Origin of the sequence: Micromonospora purpureochromogenes, from assembly GCF_900091515.1 — a bacterium.
GTDB classification, from domain to species: Bacteria; Actinomycetota; Actinomycetes; order Mycobacteriales; family Micromonosporaceae; genus Micromonospora; species Micromonospora purpureochromogenes.
In genome coordinates, this window is the sequence record NZ_LT607410.1 from 5,204,956 (window position 1) to 5,224,754 (window position 19,799).

Consider the following 19,799-nt stretch of genomic DNA (forward strand, 5'->3'; position numbering starts at 1 on the left):
GTACGAGGAGACCCGGGGGACGAATGCAGCGAGACAGACGGAGCGCACGCCTGTCCCTGGCAAGCCTCGACTTCCTCGGCAGCGACACCGAGTTACGGACACAGGCTCATCAGGCCTACCTCAAGACGGACTGCCGCCAGGCGCCAGGCACCCACACAGGGCAGGACCGGACCGGATCCGTCACAGTCCTCATCGACGCACACCGCGACGTCGAAGACGTGTCCATCGCCCAGAACTGGCGCAGCCAGCTCGGCGTGGGCGGACTGGCCGACGCACTCTTTCAGGCCTACACCGCAGCGCTGCACACCGCACTCGAGGCATCAGCACTACAGGAGTTGCAGACAGACCAGGACACGCCGCCGACGACGCCGGCATCCGACGCCAATCAAGATGATCACGCCGACGAGGAGCACCTCTGGCTGCGTCGCACCTGGCGCACGCTGCACGAGATCGATGCGGATCTCCAACAGTTGGCCCAGGAGCCGAACGTCGACGCCGAGCAGGCAATCTCCGGCCCACACGGTTGCCTGACGCTCCGCCTGCGCGGCGGGAGCATCGTCGCCATCACACAGGACGTCGCCCGCATCGCACATATGGATGCGGGCCAGGTCCAGTTCGAGGCCCGATCCCTGTTCGGGACCTACACACTCGCCCGCGTCCGCAACCGCTCCTGAGGTGCACGCATGAACGAACTGAACGTCATCACCGATGCCGTCCGCGACGAGGGCGGCAAGTGGCTGAAGCTGTCCGACCAGGTCGCCGCGATCAAGAGCACAGCCGAGCAGTTACACCTCGACGCCTCGGCCTTCTTCATCGGCGACGCGAACGTCCTCATTCACTCGGTCGCGTACCGGGACTTCCACGCCTTCATGATCGACATCCTCGGCGGCGCCGTCACCGAGTTCGAGCAGATCGGCGGAGCGCTCCGGCGCATCGCTGACGAATACGACCGCGCCGACAAGGTTGTCGCCCTCGACCTCAACAAGATCTACACCGCCTGACGACGAAGGACACGAACACCCGATGCAGCCTGGAACCTCCGACCTCGAGTACGGCGAGCCGTTCAACATGGCCTTCGACCAGATCCGCTTGGGCATCGACACCGCCGTCGGCAAGTTCAACGAGATCGTCGACCAGGTCAAGGAGTGGAAGTGGCTCCTCGGACCGGCGGCGCTCTGGTGGATCAAGCACAATCTGGACACCACCCGCGGCGCACTGAACGCCGTCCTCGACCAGGTCGACCGGGCCCTGGAGCATCAACTGCCGGTGCTCTCGTTGATCAACATCAGCTTCCGGTGGGTCAACGACGTGAAGAGGCCCGTCTCCGACCTGTCATTCGTCACCACGGAACCAGTCGACGAAAACCTCGCCAAGTGGACCGGCGACGCGGCGAGCGCCTACAACGCCAAGGCCGTCAAGCAGAAGGCCGCCGTCGACGAATCCGTGCTGAAGTCGGAGTTCATCAGCCAGTGGCTGTTCAAGATCGCCAAGGCGAACGTCGACTACGCCGTCCAACTAGCGAAGATCGTCACGGGCCTCGCCGGCAAGCTGGTGCAGGCAGCGACCGAGGCGACCACCGTGATCGACCTGCCCTGGGCCATCTCCACCCTCGCGAAGTCCGTCGGCGACTCCGTGACCGACGGCCTGAACACGTTGCTCACCATCGGGCAACGGTTCGTGGACGCGTTGGGCAACGTGCGGGACATCGCCACCCAGGTCGGGGACTACTCGAAGCTGCCGGGAGGTCAGTGGCCGCAAGCCGTGCGCGGCTGAGAGGCGACCCAGGGCTCCGGTATGGGCGCCGGTCTCCACCCGCCTCCAGGAAGGCGGGGCCGGCGGAGGACAGGCGCTCCTGGCGTCGCCCTGGCCTCGACACCCGCCGTGCCCGACACGCAACATGTCTAGCTACCCGCAGGTCCGCGGCATCATGCGGTGGGCACGGACGCCTGGGCCGCCTTGAGGAAGGTCAGGGACTTTCCGGCCAGCGTTTCCGTGGGCGTGTAGGAGTCAGCACCGACGGCCAGCCACACCTTCACCACCAGATTGCCGCTGCGGGCGTGCACCATGTACTCGGCGTACCGGAACCCCGGCTCGGACCGCTTCGTGAACGCCTCTGCCTCCTCCCCCACGTTCGCCACCGCTCCCACCGGCATCATGCCGGTCGCCTGCCGGGTACCCCGGTAGAGCAGGCGAGCCTCCTCAGCGGTCGAGGGAGTGGACGCCTCCACACGCAGGTTCGCCTGATAACCCGCCTTGGTGCGCATCTCGAACAGGCACGCCGCCCCCGGCCGTCCGGCAGGCGGCTTCGGGTCGGTTCGCGTCACCGTCACACCGAGGTCCGCCAGCGGCCTCAGATCCGTACGCGCACACAAGTCCACGTTGACCGCAGTGTAGGAGGGCCGGCCGGCCGAAGTGGAGGCGCTGGGAACACCGGTGGATGCCTGCGCCTCTGCCGACGGAACAGCGGTGGGAGGGTCCGCGCCGCCGTCGCAGCCGGCGACCACGATGACGACGAGTGCAGCAAGCAGGCAGGGAACACGGGGCGACACCAGCACGACCACGAACATACCCGCTGTCACCGCCCGGAACTGACCGTGCAACAAGCGGCTATGGTGCCGGCATGAGCGCCCGTGAAGCCCTGGAACAGATCACACGCATCCGCACGGTCACCGCCAGCGCGATCCTCGGTAACCAAGTCGACCTGCGCGGGTATCCCTACCGGCTCCTGTCCATCGTCTCCCACCACGGGATCGGCGGCGATCTGGTCACCCAGGCAGTGGCGGCGGCCGAAGTGCTCGAGCAGTTCGGGTGGGAACTCATCACTGTCTCCGAGTTCGCCAGCAGCAGGATGGTCTACGCCATCATGCGCCGCCGGTGACTGAACCCGGCGGAAACGGGGCTACGGAGACATCGTGCCGCTGGTGGTCGCCCACGTCGTGGGAAGCGGGCTGCTCGCCGACTCTGGCCTACGTAAACGAGAACCGGCAGATCATCGCGCGTGCAGTTGAGCGCGGTTGAGTGCCGGAACGGTCGCCAAGCCGGGAGCTGGCGACTGGCAGGAGTCCGTATTCGCGGGCCCGGTTACGGTGCGTCGTTGGGGCTGGTGATTCTCGAGTGGACTGGGCCGGTGGTGGTGGGTTCTGGGTCAGGGCGGTGAACTGCTGCCGTACACGTGTGACAACACCGACGTGGTGCAGGACGACGGCGCCGAAGCCGATGATCGCGATCCCGCTGGCGATGGATGAACCGCCCCGGGTTCTGTGGAGACCTCAGCTGTTGGCTCCAACCACCTCACGGGGCTGGGGTTGAGCGTAGAACATCGATTCGTACTCGGTCGGCGGGACGTGCCCGATGGCGGAGTGCACGCGCTGGTTGTTGTACCAGTCGACCCACTCGGCGGTGGCCAGTTCGACCTGGGCGAGGCTTCGCCACGGGCCCCGGGGTTTGATCAGCTCGGTCTTGTAGAGGCCGATGGTGGACTCCATCAGCGCGTTGTCCAGGGCGTCACCGACGCTGCCGATCGAGGCGTCGATACCGGCATCGAGCAGGTGGGTGGTGAACCGGAACGACGTGTACTGACTGCCCGCATCGCTGTGATGTACCAGGCCCGCCCCGACCGGCTGGCCGGCGCGGTCACGGCGCCACAGCCCCATGTCCAGGGCGGCCAGGACCAGCGGGGTTCGTTTGTTCGTCGCCGCGGACCAACCCACGATCGCCCTCGAGTAGACGTCAACGACGAACGCGACGTAGACCACGCCGGACCAGGCGGCGACGTGGGTGAAGTCCGCGACCCAGCACCGGTTCGGCCGGGCGGCGGTGAAGTCCCGGTTGAGCAGGTCGGCGGCCCGTTCATGCCCCGGATCGGCGGTGGTGGTGCGGATCTTCTTGCCCCGCACGACACCGGCCAGGCCAGCATCACGCATCAACCGCTCGACCGTGCACCGGGCCGTCGGATGCCCTTGGCGGCGCAGCTCGTGCCAGATCTTGCGGGCTCCGTAGACGCCGTAGTTCGCCGAGTGGATCTCCCGCATGAGTTCTGTCAGCTGCGCATCACGCACCTGCCGCTTCGACGGCGGACGCTTCTTGGCCGCCCAGTAACCGCTCGGGGTGATCTGCAGCCCGTGCTGACGCAGCACGCGACAGATCGGCTCGACTCCACCGAAGCGGTCCCGATGCTCGTCGACGAAACTCACGAGCGTGTCGTAGGCCGGTCGAGCTCGGCCGCGAAGAAAGCCGACGCGGCCTTCAAGATCTCATTCGCCCGACGCAGCTCGGCGTTCTCCCGACGCAGCCGCTTCAGCTCCGCCGACTCCTCCGACGTCACCCCCGGCCGCCAGCCATCATCGACCTGTGCCTGCCGGACCCACTTACGCAACGTCTCGGCCGTGCCGATCCCCAGCCGGGCCGCCACCGCCGTGATCGCCGCCCAGTCCGACTCGTAGTTCGGCCGCACCTCCGCGACCATCCGCACCGCCCGCTCCCGCAGCTCCTGCGGATACGGCTTCGTTCCTGCCACCTCTCGATCCTTCCCAAGCGGGGAAGTCTCTACAAGATCCGGGGCGGTTCAGAGGATCTTGTCAAGCGACACTTCCGGCGGGTGGTGGCGACATTGAAGGGCCTGTGCTGGGCAGAAGGCCACTCCCTCGGGCGGTTCGGTGCCGACTCGGGGCATGCGCTGGCTTGACCCGCCCGCGGTGGCTTACACGTCCTTCTCGTCCCGCCAACCGCCGGGTTCGGGATGGTAGCCGTAAGCGGCGGCCCGCACCGTGTCCTCGTTCTCCAGCCCGGAGCCGATCGCGCCGCCGACGGTGGCCAGCGAACTGGTGATCCAGGCGAGCGTCAGGTAGTCGGTGAAATCGACCGGCAGCTGCAGGGTCTGTTCCAGCACGGATGTGTCGATCAGCAGCGCTGCGGCGAGCACCGTTCCGGCGAACAGCACCAGGTAGGACACCGCCGTGGCCAGAGTGAGGAGGATCGTACCTAGGTTGGACAGCCGGGCCAGCTCAGCCGGTGTCTCCCGGTCTGGTTTCTCCCATAGGTCGTGCGCGACGATCAGCCAGGCCACCAACGCGGTCAGCCCGAGTAGCATGATCACGGCGAGCCGGAGTCCGCCGAGCGCATCGCCCATCTGCCAGATGGTGTTCGTGGTGAGCGCGAACGCGGCCGTGCCGAACGCGCCGACCAGCAGCTTGGACAGGCCCAGCAGGGCGCGCCCCGGGCGGTTGGCCTTGACCATTCCGGTCAACAGCCGCACCCGGCCGGTCAGCCGCGAGGCGACGTAGCCCAGTTCCCCGGGGTCGGCCTCGCCGACCACCCGGTGGATGGCGGCAACCCGGCTTGCCATCTCGGCCGGTGCCCAGCCGGCCGGCGGCACCCGCTGGTCCGAAGCGTCGGTGAGTAGTCGGGTCACCAGATCCGGAACGGCCGCGCGGGCTGCACGCAGCTGGCCCAGTCCCAGCGCGGGCAGGGACACCATCGCGACTCGGCGCCGGGCGGAGGTCTGCGCGACCAGCGGCACCCGCTCGGTGTGCAGCGGCAGGTCGGTCAGGCAGACCGCGACGTCCCACCGGTCGTCGGTGCGCCGTTGGGCAAGATCGTCGAGCAGCGCCTCAACGCCGCCGTCGCGGCGCGGCGCCACCTCACCCCAGCTTTCCCGGACGGTCCACCGCACGTCCGCGTCCACCCGCTCGGAGAGCCGGCCGGCCAGCTCGGCGGTGAGCCGCGCGGCCACCCGGGCCGGGTGGTCCGGCGGGGTCGCCACCAGTCCGACGACGATCTCCGGGCGGTGCTGTTCACTGTGGGTCATCGGTGCTCCTCACCGGTAGCCGGGCTCGTCGTAGGTCTCGCCCGTGGCGGCCCACCCTGCCGGCACGCCGACGGGCGGCCACCGGCCTCGACAAGGTGATCTACAAGCAGCGCAACGTCGTGGAGCGCTGCTTCAACCGGCTCAAGCAGTGGCGTGTCGCCGGACGTCCGTCACGGCCGTCTGGCATTCCCGATATCCGCCGCTTGCCACCGGATCCGATGACACCCTGAACGCGGGGAGTGCGGTCGCGAGCTCAGGAGAGGCGGCATCGGGATCACGGTGAACGGCCTCTGATGCGTACCGCGTTGATCGTGTTGGCCGCGCTGACGGCGGCCGTGGTCGTGGACCTGGTCTCCGGCGTGCTGATCCGCCGGGCTGCCCGTGGCCGCTACAAGTGGCTGCTGGAACCGCTGCGGCACGCCTGCCGCCGCCCGGCGGCCGCGGCCCTGCTGGTCGGGGCGCTGTACTACGCGCTGCCGCTCGGACCGGCCGAGTGGCAGCGTTACCTGCGGCACGCCATCCTGCTGGTCCTGATCGCCATCGGTGCGTGGCTGGTGATCAAGGCATTGAGCGTTGTCGAAGCGGTCGCGTTCAGCAGGCTGCCGAGCGATTTGGTCACCAGCCGGCGGGTCCGGCGGGCCCGGACCCAGATCCGCCCCGTGCGGCGGCTCACCGTCGCCGTGGTCACGGTCGCCGCAATCGGCCTGATCCTGATCACCTTCCGGCCGGTACGCCTCGCCGGCATCTCCATTCTGACCTCGGCCGGCGTGGTCGGCGCGGTGATCGGCCTCTCCGCCCGAACCGCGCTCGGCAACGCGTTCGCCGGCATCCAGATAGCCTTCGCCGACGGGATGCACGTCGGCGACGTGCTGGTGGTGGACGGCGAATGGGGCCGGGTCGAGGAGGTGAAGCTGACCAACGTGGTCATCCGGCTCTGGGACGACCGGGTGCTCATCCTGCCGACCACGTACTTCACCGAGCGGCCGTTCCAGAACTGGACCCGGAACGAGTCCCGGGTGATCGGCAAGATCCAGATCCATGTCGACCACACCGCCGACCTGAACGACCTGCGCCGGGAGGCACGCCGGCTGGTCGAGTCCTCACCGCTGTGGGACCGAGACCGGTGGGTGCTCCAGATGGTCGACGCCACCCCGCAGACCGTGGTCATCCAGGTGCAGGCCTCGGCCGCGGACGGCGCCAGCGCCTGGGACCTGCGCTGCGACCTACGCGAGGGACTGATCCGCTACCTGCGCGACCAGCACCCCCAGTGGCTGCCCCGCACCCGCAGCCAGTACCAGCCCTGACCGGCGGGTCATGTCGGGCGCCAACCCGCCCCCGCCGAAGTACACCGGCTGCCTGCCGGCAGTGCGTGCGCCGGGAAGCGCCAGCGTGTACCGGGTGATGTTGCGAGGATCGGTGCTGCTGCGTCGGAGCCGGACCAGCACCCCTGCCTCGCGTAGCCGGGCGAAGAACTCATCCTCGGATCCGGCGGCGGCCACGCCCGTGCGTACGCGCCGGCGCAGCTCGTCGCGGGGTGTCTGAACCCGGCCGGTGCGACGGGCCTTGCTGACCTCGACCGGGTGCGGGCGGCGGTGGGCGGTGCGGCCAGCCGGCGGCACCCGGCGGTGCAGGTTGTAGCGGCGGGCGGCGTTGTAGGTGGCCTTGACGCAGCGCGGGTAGTCGTTGCGCAGCCAGTTGGTTCGGCCGTCCTCGCGCACCAGCGTGGCGACGATGTGCATATGGTCATCGGCATACCGCTTGGCGATCCACCGCAGGCCTGGATCGGTGGCGGTGGTGGCGATCCCGACCTCGGCGAGCATCTGCAGCGCCATGCTCTCCCAGATCTTGTCAGTGACGGTGCGGCGCCGTTCCTCGGGCGCGAGCCGCATGCTCGCGTGGGGTCTGTTGCGTTGCCCGTGTCGAGGGATCGAGGCAGGCTTGACGGGTGCAGCGGTCGAGTCCTCGTCGTCCATGGTCGCCGCCGAAGTCGGCGTTCACCGGGTTCCGGTTCCCCGCGGAGGGATCGTCGTCGCGGTCCGCTGGTACCTGCGGTACAACCTCTCCTACCGGGACGTGGAGGAACTCCTGGCTGAGCGCGGTGTCGAGGTTGACCAGTCAGCGTCTTCCGATGGGTGCAACGGTTCACCCCGCTGCTGGCCGACGCCGCCCGGTTCGCTCGCCACTCCCCGGGTGATCGGTGGTTCGTCGACGAGACGTATGTGAAGGTCAACGGGGTGTGGCGGTACGTCTACCGGGCGATCGACCAGCACGGCAGGTCATCGACGTGCTCGTCTCGGCCCGCCGTGATGCCGCCGCGGCCCGGCGGTTCTTCCAGCGGGCGCTGCAGATGCTGAAGGTGACGCCTACCGAGGTGGTCACCGACGCCGCCCCGGTCTACCCCGCCGTGCTCGACGACCTGATCCCCTCGGCCTGGCACCACGTCGAACAGCATGCCAACAATCCGATCGAGGCCGACCACAGCCAGCTCAAACACCGGTTACGACCGATGCGCGGGCTCCGAACCGACCAGAGCGCGCAAGTGATCATCGCCGGACACGCATTCATCCAGAACCTCCGCCCGGGACACTACGCACTCGGGCTCGACAGTCAGCCGAAGCTCCGAGTCGCTTCGGCGTTCAGTGAACTCGCCCGGGTCATCTGACGCGGACCCAACCCGGGCGTAACGCGCCTCCCCATCAGATAATGCAACGGCGCCGAGCCGGGTCATCCGCGACGTCCATGCGCTCAGCGACCCGCGGTTACTCACGCATCGTCACGGGGCCTCGACGAGCCGCGTGCCGCTCAGCGGCATGAGCGTGCAGGTACAGCGTCGTCTCGTAACGCTGATTGCCGCACTCGTCAGACCTCGGTGGCGGCGGGTGGGATGCTCCATCGCAGTACGGCCTTGCCGGCGACGTGCTCCAGAGTCAGCGGGTACACCTGTCCAAACGGCCTGCCGGCTTTGAATCGCTGAAGTTCGCTCGGTGCCCAGCCGACACAAAGGATCGGGCAGTTGGCTACCTCGATGACTCCGGCGCCGAGCGGATCCTGCCAGCCTGCTCGCCATCCGAGATGGTGATGGCTGTGTAGGTCGACGGACGCCATGTGCGCGAAGTGCCCCCTCGCCGCCGCCCACCGGTTGATCGTCGCCGCTCGCTCGTGCGCGACTTCGAGGGGTAGATCCAACCAGCCGTGCAGGCGGTTGGTGTGGAAGGCCGGAATCGGTTGCGCGCCGAAGTGCGCCCAGGCCTCCTCATCGCCTTTGCCCCAGATTCGCAGGTCGGCTAACCCGTCAACACTGCGCGCCGTCGGCAGGAAGCCGACCCATGAGTCGAGCGCAACCGCGTCGCCGATGACCATCCCGGACGGGTCCACGGGCAGATCACCCAGGACCACCGGTTCCTCTCCAGCTGACACCGCCGACCACGGCAGGTTCAGGGCAGAAGTCGTGGCGCAGATGAGCCGCGCGGCGGCGGCCGGGCTCCGGGTGGCTCGCCAGGCATAGAGGCGCTCGCTGAGGCTGGCGGCGCCACAGCCGTAGGGCATCGAAATTTGGCCGATGAGGACATGCGCTAGGGCCGCTGGGAGGACGTCGTCTCGTCGGTGGCTACCGATAGCCTTTCGCCAAAGACGTGAAAGGGATGGCGATGGACCTTCGTGAAGTTGGGCTTGGACGGCTGAAGGGCGTTGCCGACGCCGCTGGACGGATGGTTGCCGACAGCACGAGCGTCGCGAGGCAGCGTGTCGCTGATGCTGCTGGCGATGCACAGGAGGTTGTGAAGCAGTCCGCCGAGCAGGTGATGGCGAAGGTCGGAGAAGTCAAGGACGGCCTCTCGGCCTGGTCGTCCCGCAACCCCGCCGATTTCGGCGACTTGTCCGCGCTCAGCGCGGACGGGAAGTTGCTCTATTGCCGGGTGTTGGTGAGCTTGGCGCTGGTCGACGGCCTCCTCGATCCTCGCGAGATCGCGAATCTGTACTTGTTCGCATCGACGATTGGTCTCGACGGCGAAGCGCGATCGGAGTTGCGCAGGGAAATCACTGGGGCGCAACGGGATGCAGCGAGCGACGCAGGGGTCCCCGACGCCGCGGTGGAGCTGTCCAGGGAATTGCACGACCGCCTCGAGGAGGATCAGCGCGAGCCGGTGTTCACGGTGCTGGTGCGCGATCTGGTGCGAATTTCGCGTGCTGACAGGCATGCTGCGGACGCCGAGCGTGAGCGAATCGTGCTGGTCGCAGGACTCGTGTTCGCCGAGTCAGCTGACAAGGTCGTGGAGGCGACCGAACGGTTCGTGATTGCGGAAGAGGACTTCGCCTCCGGCAAGATCACGACCAGCCAGTTGGAGGCCACCACCAAGGACATTGCTGCCAAGGCGGCTGCGTTCGGTGCCCCGATCGCCGCGATCAGTCTTGCTGGCAGCGTCTCCGGCCTCAGCGGGGCGGGAATCACCTCGGGTTTGGCGGCCTTGGGGTTCGGCGGCTTGCTGGGCTTGAGCGCGATGGTCACCGGGATCGGCACCGTGGTGATTCTCGGGGTCGCGGTCCATCAGGGGGCGCGTTGGGCGCTGGCCACCAACGAGCGTGAACGAGAAAATCGGCGGGAGCATCTGATTCAGCAAGTCATCAAGAATCACCAGCAGGCGATGGCCGAGCTCACCGACGACATTACGGGGCTCGGTCACCGGATGGAGGCCTACCTCACCCAGACCATGAGGAACGAGGAGCGACTCGCCGCGCTCAGGGATGAGTTGGCCGCCTTTCAGTTGGCCCTGGTGAATCTGCAGAACAGTCAGGAGGCCTTCGAACGGCGGGAGCCGCTCAGTGTCGGGTGACCAGTTTTCGGCTGCTGCCGCGGTCGTGGCTTACCAGGCCGTCACGCTGACCGAACTGCGGGGCTTGTTCGACCAGGTGGAATTCGACCTCAAGGATGTCCTCGAACGCGAACTTCGCGTCAGCGACACCCTGGACTCGGTCGAGTCCGAGTTCGACGCGGTGCGCGCCCGTCTCCAAGCGATGGGCGTCCTCGTACCAGCCGAAGAGTCCCAGTCGAGCGCAGTGACCGCCGTGAGTGTCGAGACACCGAGCTACCCCCGTTACGCCGTGCCCATCATCCCGACTGATGGCGACTTCGATCAGCTCGTCAGGCTTGCCGAAGCCCGGTTGGATCTGTTGGGTATCGATCTGACCCGGGACCCGCTCCAGCAGGTTCTTCCCGCCGGCCAGATAGCTCGCAGCCTGCGCAGCTACGCCGAGGAACATGGCGACGTCAGCTGGGACAAGACCGACTGGACGGTCGTCCTGGTTGCCGGAGTCCTCGCGACCCTCCTTGACGTCATCCTCGTCCGCATCCCCAAGGATTCCGCCTTCCTAGGCAAAGAGCAGACGGGATCGCCCCTCACCAAGTGGCTTCAGGACCGTGACCGCGCACAAGACATCCACGACCGTTTCTTCAAGAGTTTCGAGAAGCTGGCCAAAGTGCCCTATGACGCCCCCACCACGAAGGCCACCGGGGGCCCGGTCAGCGGCATGCGGCCGGTTACCCATCGGCTCCAGAGCCTCGGCCACGATCCGGCCCTGGGTTTCCTCGTCGGCGTGGCAGATCTCATGCACGGCACCGGCACCTACATCGACAAGGCAGGGCAACTGGTCCAGGTCGCCACCGACTACGACCCGGTCGACCTGATCAACGCTCTCATCACCCAGGTGCGCCATCTGCTCTCGGACGTCTACACTCCTGCCGGCCTGCAGCCCCCGTTCTTCAGCCTGCTTCAACTCGGACAGATTAATTCCCCGTTCGCATTAGGCCCCTCCGGTGTCAAGGTGCCCTGGACCGACCTGGCCCGCTACATGTATACGAACGGCTACGACCTGCGCCACTTCTTCACAATGGGCATCACTCCTGGCGTCGTGTCCGCGATCATCCGCGGGTACTGGCTTCTCAAGAGCTATGCCACCGGCGGTACCGCAGCGCAACGGAAGCTGGAGCACGCCAAACTCACCTCCATGTTGCTGCTCGGGCACACCATCGCCACCTCAGGCACGCTTCTCAAGACCGGGCTGCTGTTTGGCATGAACCCGGCCGCCCTCAACTACAACCAGATTCTCGCCATGGCACCCGCCACCATCGCCTGGTTCAAAGAAGCCATCTCCCGCGACCATCGAATCAACGAAGCTCTGGAGAAGGAATGGGAATTGCTCCTCACCGAATCCGAGGGGCAATCGTGACCAGCGAGCCGAGTTGTGAGCCTGGGCAGACTATCAATCTGACTGTCTTTAGTGGGGAAAGCAGGTACGTTGGCGGCAGAGAGCTCCGCGGCTCGCGGAGCGGGTTCCGACACCGTTCACGTCACCGCCGAAGCGCTCCGTCCGGCGCTCGCTGCCAATCGGCAGCATCTGCTATGGACAGTGTTGGCGGCAAAGGAGAAACCGTCTCTGACCATGGCTGGCCGGCCGACGGAGAGCCGATCTTTCGCACCTACTCGGCGTCATGTCTCTTCGACGGGATCGGCATTCGGCGGCTTGACGCCGACGCACGCACCATGCATGCCGGTGGAGAAACCTCACGCGGGGCTCCCTGGAGCCTCCTACCGAGATTCCGCTTTAACCGGGCGTACCCGATGTCCAATCTGAAGGGCCGATCGTGACGGCCACTTCGTACGGGGGCGGTCGGCGAAGTCGGCCCGACCCGCAGGGCTCTATCGACCGCTGCGTACTCGAAGCGCATTCGAGCACGGTCGGGAAGGACTACCCGAAATCGCCCCGCCGCATCACGCCGTGATGGCAGCGGTGCTGGCGTTCGAGGCACGTGGTGACGCTGTCGCGGCGGGCGTGAAGCCGGTACGGCGCACGGCGTACGCCGCGAAACGGATCCGCTGAAACGCTGGCGGCTGACGTTTGGACGGGAGGGCCGGGGTCGTTGCCCTTGGCGGTCGACTGCCTCGGGCGGCTCGGGAGTGGCGGTCCTTTGGACCCCGGCCTTCCGCGCGGTGAAGAGTATCGGCGCGCACTGACCCTCGGGCGCCGCTTATGGCGGATTTAATCCGCAAATAAGATCGTTGATTAGCTATACGTACTGGCTCACGGAGGGTGTGCGGGGCGGTCGGTTCGCCGACGTCGATGCCGCCGGGGGTCGGGGGCAGCGGGGTGGCGGGCGCCCGCGTCGCAGTAGAGGGGCCCAGTAACCCCTGTCCGGCGCCCACACGGGCGCGGTTCTGCGCGACGAGAGGATGCGCCAGCCGGTCAGTTGCCGCTGGTCTCGCGGCCCGAGATTGGGGAGCAGGTTGGGAGCAACCGGGTGCACTGAACGGCGTAAAACAGCTCCCAACGGCACCGAACGGCACCATAGCGAACTGTTACTACTCAGCCTCGGGCCTGGCGCTGCAAGATCGTCGTCGGTTCGTGTCGGCGAGTTACGAACCACGGCGCCGTGAGGTCCAGGGCTGCTCCGCCTGCCGTCGGATGGCAAGATCGTCTCTCGTGATCGATGCTTTCGCTAAGGACTATCTACACGGCCAGCTCAGGTCGATACGCCAGGCGCTGGTCTGGAAGCTCGATCTCGTGGAGGTTCGCTCGTGAGGGCGGTCATCGTCGCGGCCGCGGTCGCGTTCGTCATCTCCCTGTTCGGCACGCCGGTGGCGATTCGCGTCTTCACCGCGCTCAAGGCCGGCCAGCCGATCCGATCCATCGGGCTTGCCAGCAACCAGGGCAAGAAGGGCACGCCGACGATGGGCGGCGTCGTCTTCATCGTGGCGACCGTCTTCGCCTACGTCGCCGGGCACATCGCCCTGACCACCGTGCCCGAGCGGCAGATCGCGCAGGAGGGGCCGACCATGACGGCCCTGGTGTTGCTCGGGCTGTTCGTCTTCTGCGGCGCGGTCGGCTTCTTCGACGACTTCCTCAAGGTGCGCCGGCGCAACTCCGACGGACTGTCCGCCAAAGGCAAGCTGCTCGGCCAGGCGATCGTCGGCGGCGGGTTCGGCATCGCCGCTCTCTACGTGCCGAGCACCAACGGCCAGACCGTGGCCAGCGAGCACATCTCGCTCATCCGCGACATCAGCTGGCTGAACGTCGGCAAGGTCGGCGCGGTCATGGTCATCGTCTTCGTGATCATGGCGATGTCGAACGGCGTGAACCTCACCGACGGCCTCGACGGCCTGGCCACCGGCGCGTCGATCCTGGTGCTCGGCGCGTACGCGCTGATCGGCTTCTGGCAGTACCGGCACTGGTGCGCCGACGACGCGTACGCCCGCGTGAACGACTACTGCTACCAGGTCCGGGATCCCCTGGAGATCGCCATGATCGCGGCGGCGGCGGCCGGCGCCTGCGTGGGCTTCCTGTGGTGGAACACGTCCCCGGCGCGGATCTTCATGGGTGACGTGGGCTCGCTCGGGCTCGGCGCCCTGATCGGCGGGCTCGCAGTGGCAACCCGCACGACGCTGCTTTCGGTCATGATCGGCGGGCTCTTCGTCATCATCACGACGACCTGGGTGATCCAGATCGTCTCGTTCCGGACCACCGGAAGACGTGTCTTCCGGATGGTGCCGTTGCACCACCACTTCGAGCTGGCCGGATGGAGCGAGGTCAATATTGTGGTCCGGTTCTGGATCGTGGCCGGTGTCTGCGTGGCGGTCGGCCTGGGCCTGTTCTACTCGGATTTCTTGGCGGTCGTTGGATAAAAGCCACGCGACAAGCCTGTGTCGTGCCACCGACGGTGATCCGCCGGGCAGCCTGGTTCCCCACCGGGGTGCCAGCGTCTGGCAGCAGCATTGCCTAAGCCGGTCGCGGCCAGACCCCTCGGTCGCTGTGTCAGCAAGAAGTCAGCAAGAGGTCTGGCGTCATCCATCACGGGGCGACCTCCGGCGGCGGCTGGAGCGCACGCGACGACATCACGTGGTGTCGGCTGTGAACTGCCGACAGGCGAGATCGACGTTCACACCGAAGCGGTCGGCGTAGACCAGCGATACCAGGGGGCTAACCTGGCCGGCATGTCGGACGATCAAGTAACGATCACGCTCAGTCCAGACCAGGCGCTTGTGCTTTCGCACTGGCTGGGCACGGTTATGGGTACGAGGTTGTTCGACAGCATCGTCGACGAGGACCCCGCTGTCTGGTCTGCGCTTCACCGCATCAGCAAATCCCTCGACAAAGAGCCGCTCATCTTCGCCCGTGACTATGGTCAGCGGCTTGACGAGGCACGCGACCGGCTGTGCAGCGAACTAGGAGAAGAGTTCGTAGCGAGCCGGTCCGCCTCCAAGAATGGCGACCAGGCGTCGGCCGAGACTCTGGCTGAGTGACTAACTGAGTGACGATCGGAGCGCACGCTGGCGGACGAGCATGGACCCAGAGGATGACCACAGCAGCACTGCAACAAAGCGGCAGGTCAAAGCCAGGTGTAGGTTGCCTGGGGGCGGAAGTAGTCGTCCGGGGCACCCACGAGGCCCAAGACAGCGTGAAACGTCGGCAACAAGCCATCAATGACGTGAGCCCACGACGGCCACGACCAGCACGGCAAGCAGGTTGTCGCAGGTCACGGATAGGCGGACGTAGCTCCGCTTCAACGTCTGACACTCACGCCTACGGCAAGAGGTTGCGAGGGACCGACCTCCTCGGCCACCTCACATGGGACTGGCTGCACCCCAGCATCGGCAAAGATCCACTAGCCTCGGTTCATGACTGAGCGGTGGTCCGTTGTGAAGGAATCCGAGGTGATGTCGTACGCCGGAACGCAAGCGCAGACCCTGCCGGCAGCAAACGTCACCTACGTGGTCGGGCCGTCGGCGACGCTCGTCATCCTGCAGGCCGGCGATCGGCCTGACGGCAACGCCGTGCAAAACGGCGACGTCCTGACGCTGCATGAGCCGTTTCCCGAGGCCGCGGAGGCGCGGCTGACCGGCTCCGACCTTCCGCTTCTAGGATTCGTTCGCGTGTCCGAGGGCTATGTGCCACTAGGGGAATTGCGGCATGTGGTCAGCCACCGGGGGCCCCTCTACGTACCTGACGGCAGTCAGTGGCCTTTCCCTGGTAAAAGCGGACTCTCGTTTTGCAAACTGAGTATCGCGGACAGCCTGCCGTTCGACGTCCTCGACCAGGTGCGACCAACGCTGCAACATCCGCTTCCCAGTCTCGACTGGCTCAGGTTCCTGCCCCACGACCCTATTGCCGGGTTGCGCGACTTCGTGGCCGGTTGGTACGCCGACATCCCGACAGGCGACGACGAACTCCGCGACCCGGACCGGCCGCTTCCCGAACCGCTGCTCGCCTTCTACCGTGCCGCCGCCGGGCGCCGAGAGGTGTTCGGTTTGCACAACCGGATCCACACCGCCGACGAGTTGGAGGACGAGGACGACGGGCTGGTGGAGTTCGGGTCGGAGAACCAAGGGGTCTTCGGCATGTTGCTGGACCCGACCGAGGCGGACCCGACAGTTCAGTACAGCGGACTTCACGTGGAACAGGAGCGAGAGCCGCTGAGCGCCTTTCTGCTGCAGTTCCTCCTTTGTGAAGCGTCCTATTCCAGTCCCTTCTGCGGCTTCGCGACTGTGACCGCCGACCAGGCGCGGCGACTGGTTGAACAACTGCACCAGGTGCCCCTGCGACCCCTGCGGTGGCCGGGTGACCCTACCCGGCACTACGTTGCCCCGGGCTTGGTCGTCGCGACCGCCACTTACGACGACGCCTCGGTCGAGGTGTATGCCGGAAGCCGGCATCGGTCGGCGCTCCGCCCACTGCGCGCTCCGGGCTTCGCCTGGGACCAGTTCGGCGGCTAGCAGACCCGCCGCCCGCCGCCATGCGAGCAAGGCAGCGAAGAGGCAGCGAAAGCGTCGGCGGCAGCCGACAACATGCGACAGCAGGCAGCAAGGTAGCCGCGCTTCGGGCTGCAAAAGAGCACCGGATGACATCAAACGGTGCCCCACACCCCGCGTTCACACGGAGTGCTCAGCCGCATTGCACAGCAGTCGAAGGCTGTCCATGTCGCCTGCTCGGAGAGTATGTGCAGGTCAGGCCGGTTAAGGAGCCGCTGGACGGCCTGGCCTTGCATCTGGGAGCAGATTGGGTGCAGCTTGGCGAAGTGGTCACCGTGCCCGAAGTGCTCAATGGAGCCAGGCAGGGCTGAGAGCTCTGACCTGCGGTGATGCGGACGGACGGGGCGGTGTGACCTCCCAGAGAACGCCGAAGAGGTCACGCTCTGCTGGCCCCCGATTGGGTGGTGTCGGTTTGTCGTCGGGATCGCGCAGGCGCCGGCCAATTGGGATTCGTTGCATCGACGCGTGGCTTTGGGTGGCGCCGTGCTGGCATCGCCATGACTCCTGAACGCTGGGACTTGAATCCCACCGGCAATCTTCCGACCAGGGTTTACTGCACGGTGACCTCTTCGGCGATTCCGAAGGCATCAGCGGCGTCAGTGGGTCGTGCTGGCCGGTGATGTGCTCAACTGCCGATGTGCGCGAGTCGGCCAGGTCGCTTGCCTGTGCGCCGTAGCGCACTTCAATTCGCACGCAATAAACCCGGGGCGGCGTCGATGATCATCTCGCGATAATGGCCGACGTGGAAGAAGTTAAGGTCGTCGTCGCCCATGACGAGCGAGCGACCCTGCGTGTCGGTGATGTGTTCCTGAAGATCGACGCTGATCAGACGCGCACCGACGTCGAGGTCGAGGCGATGGCTCTGGCGCCGATCCCGACTCCGCAGGTCCTGTGGCGCAAGCCACCCGTGCTCGCGCTCGCCGCCCTGCCCGGGATGGCACTGGGCCGCCTCGGCGAGCCGTCGCCCGCGTCGTCGGCGGCGTGGGCCGCGGCGGGTGCGGCCGCGCGGACGCTGCACGACGCGCCCCTGCCGCCATGGCCCGGTCGGCGCCTCGACGAGATCGCATCGCGCCTCGACGGCGAATGCGAGTGGCTCGTCACGAATGGTGTCCTTCCCACGGACGTGGTCACCCGTAACCGCCAGGTTGCTGAGGCTGCGCTGCGGCCGTGGAAACCGGTGTTCATGCACGGCGACCTGCAGATCACCCACGTGTTCGTCGACGATGACGAGATCACCGGTGTGATCGACTGGTCCGAGGCGGCCCAGGGCGATGCCCTGTACGACCTCGCCGTCCTGACGCTCGGACACGAGGAGCACCTTGACGATGTGGTCGCCGGCTACGGCACCGATGTCGACCTCGACGTGATCCGCGGGTGGTGGTCGTGGCGAAGCCTGGTGGCGGCCCGCTGGCTGGTCGAGCACGGCTTCGACCCGTCCCTGCCCGGCTGTGAGTTCGACGTGTTGAGATCCCGGATGTGAGGCTGCACGAACCCGACGGCCACGAGCTGTGACATGGGGGCACGCTGGATCTGTGCTGTTGCCACCGATCGCAGCGAAGGTCGTTGTCTGTCGTAGCTCACGACCAAGGCGCACCATCGACGACATTGCTATGCGACGCCAGGCATGGCATCCGGATCTGCCGCTGGTCGCGGGTCGAAGCGCGGGCAGGAGCGGGTTTATGGTGGCCGGATGCTTGACCTGGGCAGGCTAGACCTGGAGGAGATCGCCACCGCGCTCGAGGACCAGACCGACTACGAGCACCGATGGCTGATCAACCCGCAGACCGGCGAGATCGTGTTCTGGACGACGGACGGCGGCATCGACGGGCACACGCCCATTGACCTTGACGACCTCGACCTGGTCGGTATTGATCCGCTGCCGTCCTACGTCTGGTACCAGGACATGGCCGACTTTGCCGAGAGGATCAGTGACGCGGCGGCCGGCCGCAGACTCGCCCGAGCGATCCGGGGCAAGGGCGCCTTTCGCCGGTTCAAGAACGAGTTGCACGAGGAGCACCCGCACCTACTGCCAGCGTGGTACGCCTTCCGCGACGTGCGCGCACAGCGGCGGGCTGTTGAATGGCTGGTCGACAACGCGCTGGTCGACGACGAAACGGGCGAGCGTTTCGTGGCCGAGCACCCAGATCCCGACCTTCCCTGAGCTGGCGCCCGCGCCGCGCGACTTCCTACAGTCACGAACGCACGCATCTGCTGCGCAGAGGGCGTTGACGCCGACTGTGAGCGGTGACGCACGGTGGGGTATGACTACCTCTCCCGCTTCCGGCCCCGACATCGTCTCTTCTGATCATCTCGTTCTCCGTGCGGCCGTAGCCGCATACCTCGGTCGATACCGAGGTGACACGCGCCTGCATACCAACTCCGACCTACCTGTCTTCCTGGCCTGGTGCACGGGCCAGAACCTGGATCCGTTGGCGGCGGTTCGGGTGGACATCGAGCGGTACGTGCGGTGGCTCCAGGACGTACGCCGCTTCCAGCCATCGACCGTCTCCCGCCGCCTGTCGGTGGTCGTCGGCTTCTACCGCGTCTGCGTCATCGACAGCATCCTGCCGCACTCACCAGCCGACTACGTCTGCAGACCTACGGTGCCACCCGAATCACCCACCCTCGGACTGGGCCACCTCCAGTTCGAAGCACTGATCACCACCGCACGACTATCGGCCAACCCGAACGACTTCGCGCTGATCGCCATGCTCGGACTCCTCGGACTGCGAATCTTCGAGACCTGCGGCGCAAACATCGGCGACCTCGGCGAGGAACACGGTCACCGGGTCCTACGAGTCCGCGGCAAGGGCGGCAAGGTCGTCCTGGTTCCGCTGCCGACAGCGGTGGCCAGGGCCATAGACCGGGCGGTCGACGGCCGCCTCGACGGCCCGATCCTGCTCAACACCCTCGACGCGCGGATGGACCGGCACGCGGCGACCCGCCGGCTCAAGCACCTCGCCGCCAACGCCGGGATCCGGATGCCGAGGATGCACCCGCACATGCTCCGCCACACCTTCGTCACCACCATGCTCGACGCTGGCGTCAGCCTGCGCGACGTGCAGATCGCCGCCCGCCACGCCGACTCGCGCACCACCATGCGCTACGACCGCGCCCGTAAGAACCTCGACCGCCACCCCAACTACATTCTCGCCGCCTACATGGCCTCCGGAACGTAACGACCACGACGAGCGGAT

General features: G+C 66.8%; 19 protein-coding genes and 1 pseudogene. 15 read left to right on the plus strand and 5 right to left on the minus strand.

Going from position 1 to position 19,799, the window contains the following annotated elements; translation table 11 throughout:
• Positions 1-23 precede the first annotated feature (23 nt).
• The 3 genes from GA0074696_RS23630 to GA0074696_RS23640 are packed head-to-tail and all read left to right on the plus strand — an operon-like array spanning position 24 to position 1,773.
• The gene (locus GA0074696_RS23630; protein ID WP_088963130.1) at positions 24-674 is read left to right on the plus strand and encodes a hypothetical protein; all 651 of its coding nucleotides are present in this window, start codon (positions 24-26) and stop codon (positions 672-674) included.
• 9 nt (positions 675-683) lie between these two features.
• Entirely contained in the window at positions 684-1,001 is a 318-nt protein-coding gene (locus GA0074696_RS23635; protein WP_088963131.1) for a hypothetical protein, read from the plus strand.
• Positions 1,002-1,023: 22 nt separating this feature from the next.
• Positions 1,024-1,773 (plus strand): hypothetical protein, encoded by a 750-nt coding sequence (locus tag GA0074696_RS23640; RefSeq protein ID WP_088963132.1) that lies wholly within the window; start codon positions 1,024-1,026, stop codon positions 1,771-1,773.
• A gap of 152 nt (positions 1,774-1,925) precedes the next feature.
• Here GA0074696_RS23640 and GA0074696_RS23645 read toward each other — a convergent pair whose 3' ends face one another.
• Positions 1,926-2,567 (minus strand): hypothetical protein, encoded by a 642-nt coding sequence (locus tag GA0074696_RS23645; protein WP_231925131.1) that lies wholly within the window; start codon positions 2,565-2,567, stop codon positions 1,926-1,928.
• Positions 2,568-2,620: 53 nt separating this feature from the next.
• Between GA0074696_RS23645 and GA0074696_RS23650 the strand changes: the two genes are divergently transcribed.
• A complete protein-coding gene (locus tag GA0074696_RS23650; RefSeq protein ID WP_088963133.1) occupies positions 2,621-2,878 on the plus strand; it encodes a transcriptional regulator in 258 nt (85 codons plus the stop codon).
• A 391-nt stretch (positions 2,879-3,269) separates the two neighbouring features.
• On the opposite strand, the gene GA0074696_RS23655 is transcribed toward GA0074696_RS23650, so the two are convergent.
• Both GA0074696_RS23655 and GA0074696_RS23660 read right to left on the minus strand, forming a co-directional pair.
• A protein-coding gene (locus GA0074696_RS23655) for an IS3 family transposase (RefSeq protein WP_456238168.1) occupies positions 3,270-4,516 on the minus strand; the annotation gives its coding sequence in 2 pieces (ribosomal slippage) (positions 3,270-4,234 and positions 4,234-4,516; 1,248 coding nt in all).
• A 183-nt stretch (positions 4,517-4,699) separates the two neighbouring features.
• On the minus strand, positions 4,700-5,806 hold the full coding sequence (locus GA0074696_RS23660; RefSeq protein WP_088963134.1) for a hypothetical protein: 1,107 nt from the start codon (positions 5,804-5,806) through the stop codon (positions 4,700-4,702).
• Positions 5,807-5,901: 95 nt separating this feature from the next.
• On the opposite strand from GA0074696_RS23660, the gene GA0074696_RS32350 reads away from it, so the two are divergent.
• Positions 5,902-6,036 carry a hypothetical protein gene (locus GA0074696_RS32350; protein ID WP_269458732.1) on the plus strand — a complete coding sequence of 45 codons (135 nt, stop codon included), beginning with the start codon at positions 5,902-5,904 and terminating at the stop codon, positions 6,034-6,036.
• Between the two features lie 63 nt (positions 6,037-6,099).
• Positions 6,100-7,110 carry a mechanosensitive ion channel family protein gene (locus GA0074696_RS23665; RefSeq protein ID WP_088963135.1) on the plus strand — a complete coding sequence of 337 codons (1,011 nt, stop codon included), beginning with the start codon at positions 6,100-6,102 and terminating at the stop codon, positions 7,108-7,110.
• Here GA0074696_RS23665 and GA0074696_RS23670 read toward each other — a convergent pair.
• Entirely contained in the window at positions 7,030-7,779 is a 750-nt protein-coding gene (locus tag GA0074696_RS23670; protein ID WP_197700772.1) for a hypothetical protein, read from the minus strand. The two genes, GA0074696_RS23665 and GA0074696_RS23670, sit on opposite strands and share 81 nt — an antisense overlap.
• Here GA0074696_RS23670 and GA0074696_RS23675 point away from each other — a divergent pair.
• Positions 7,752-8,468: pseudogene (locus GA0074696_RS23675) on the plus strand (IS6 family transposase). The gene GA0074696_RS23670 and the pseudogene GA0074696_RS23675 overlap by 28 nt on opposite strands.
• A 197-nt stretch (positions 8,469-8,665) precedes the next feature.
• Here the strand turns inward: GA0074696_RS23675 and GA0074696_RS23680 are convergent.
• Positions 8,666-9,202, minus strand: a complete 537-nt coding sequence (locus GA0074696_RS23680) for a hypothetical protein (protein ID WP_088963136.1) — start codon at positions 9,200-9,202, stop codon at positions 8,666-8,668.
• A gap of 245 nt (positions 9,203-9,447) precedes the next feature.
• Here GA0074696_RS23680 and GA0074696_RS23685 point away from each other — a divergent pair, with 245 nt between their 5' ends.
• The 8 genes from GA0074696_RS23685 to GA0074696_RS23720 all read left to right on the plus strand — a co-directional run bounded on the left by GA0074696_RS23685 (position 9,448) and on the right by GA0074696_RS23720 (position 19,781).
• Positions 9,448-10,635 (plus strand): TerB family tellurite resistance protein, encoded by a 1,188-nt coding sequence (locus tag GA0074696_RS23685; protein WP_088963137.1) that lies wholly within the window; start codon positions 9,448-9,450, stop codon positions 10,633-10,635.
• Entirely contained in the window at positions 10,625-12,028 is a 1,404-nt protein-coding gene (locus GA0074696_RS23690; RefSeq protein ID WP_088963138.1) for a hypothetical protein, read from the plus strand. Before GA0074696_RS23685 ends, GA0074696_RS23690 begins: the two co-directional genes overlap by 11 nt.
• A gap of 1,346 nt (positions 12,029-13,374) precedes the next feature.
• Positions 13,375-14,478 (plus strand): phospho-N-acetylmuramoyl-pentapeptide-transferase, encoded by a 1,104-nt coding sequence (gene mraY, locus GA0074696_RS23695; RefSeq protein ID WP_088963139.1) that lies wholly within the window; start codon positions 13,375-13,377, stop codon positions 14,476-14,478.
• Between the two features lie 309 nt (positions 14,479-14,787).
• Positions 14,788-15,096, plus strand: a complete 309-nt coding sequence (locus GA0074696_RS23700; RefSeq protein WP_088963140.1) for a hypothetical protein — start codon at positions 14,788-14,790, stop codon at positions 15,094-15,096.
• 375 nt (positions 15,097-15,471) lie between these two features.
• Positions 15,472-16,566 carry a hypothetical protein gene (locus GA0074696_RS23705; protein WP_157746093.1) on the plus strand — a complete coding sequence of 365 codons (1,095 nt, stop codon included), beginning with the start codon at positions 15,472-15,474 and terminating at the stop codon, positions 16,564-16,566.
• 769 nt (positions 16,567-17,335) lie between these two features.
• Positions 17,336-18,082 (plus strand): phosphotransferase family protein, encoded by a 747-nt coding sequence (locus tag GA0074696_RS23710; RefSeq protein ID WP_197700773.1) that lies wholly within the window; start codon positions 17,336-17,338, stop codon positions 18,080-18,082.
• Positions 18,083-18,292: 210 nt separating this feature from the next.
• Positions 18,293-18,763 (plus strand): UPF0158 family protein, encoded by a 471-nt coding sequence (locus GA0074696_RS23715; RefSeq protein ID WP_088963142.1) that lies wholly within the window; start codon positions 18,293-18,295, stop codon positions 18,761-18,763.
• 268 nt (positions 18,764-19,031) lie between these two features.
• Positions 19,032-19,781: a tyrosine-type recombinase/integrase gene (locus GA0074696_RS23720; protein WP_197700774.1), complete on the plus strand. Its 750-nt coding sequence runs from the start codon at positions 19,032-19,034 to the stop codon at positions 19,779-19,781.
• The last annotated feature ends 18 nt before the right edge of the window (positions 19,782-19,799 follow it).

Bases quoted from the DNA above. Each gene is read 5' to 3' on its own strand.
- GA0074696_RS23630 (WP_088963130.1), top strand. From the start codon at position 24: ATGCAGCGAGACAGACGGAGCGCACGCCTGTCCCTGGCAAGCCTCGAC.
- GA0074696_RS23635 (WP_088963131.1), top strand. From the start codon at position 684: ATGAACGAACTGAACGTCATCACCGATGCCGTCCGCGACGAGGGCGGC.
- GA0074696_RS23640 (WP_088963132.1), top strand. From the start codon at position 1,024: ATGCAGCCTGGAACCTCCGACCTCGAGTACGGCGAGCCGTTCAACATG.
- GA0074696_RS23645 (WP_231925131.1), bottom strand. From the start codon at position 2,567: ATGTTCGTGGTCGTGCTGGTGTCGCCCCGTGTTCCCTGCCTGCTTGCT.
- GA0074696_RS23650 (WP_088963133.1), top strand. From the start codon at position 2,621: ATGAGCGCCCGTGAAGCCCTGGAACAGATCACACGCATCCGCACGGTC.
- GA0074696_RS23660 (WP_088963134.1), bottom strand. From the start codon at position 5,806: ATGACCCACAGTGAACAGCACCGCCCGGAGATCGTCGTCGGACTGGTG.
- GA0074696_RS23665 (WP_088963135.1), top strand. From the start codon at position 6,100: ATGCGTACCGCGTTGATCGTGTTGGCCGCGCTGACGGCGGCCGTGGTC.
- GA0074696_RS23670 (WP_197700772.1), bottom strand. From the start codon at position 7,779: ATGGACGACGAGGACTCGACCGCTGCACCCGTCAAGCCTGCCTCGATC.
- GA0074696_RS23685 (WP_088963137.1), top strand. From the start codon at position 9,448: ATGGCGATGGACCTTCGTGAAGTTGGGCTTGGACGGCTGAAGGGCGTT.
- GA0074696_RS23700 (WP_088963140.1), top strand. From the start codon at position 14,788: ATGTCGGACGATCAAGTAACGATCACGCTCAGTCCAGACCAGGCGCTT.
- GA0074696_RS23705 (WP_157746093.1), top strand. From the start codon at position 15,472: ATGACTGAGCGGTGGTCCGTTGTGAAGGAATCCGAGGTGATGTCGTAC.
- GA0074696_RS23710 (WP_197700773.1), top strand. From the start codon at position 17,336: ATGGCCGACGTGGAAGAAGTTAAGGTCGTCGTCGCCCATGACGAGCGA.
- GA0074696_RS23715 (WP_088963142.1), top strand. From the start codon at position 18,293: ATGCTTGACCTGGGCAGGCTAGACCTGGAGGAGATCGCCACCGCGCTC.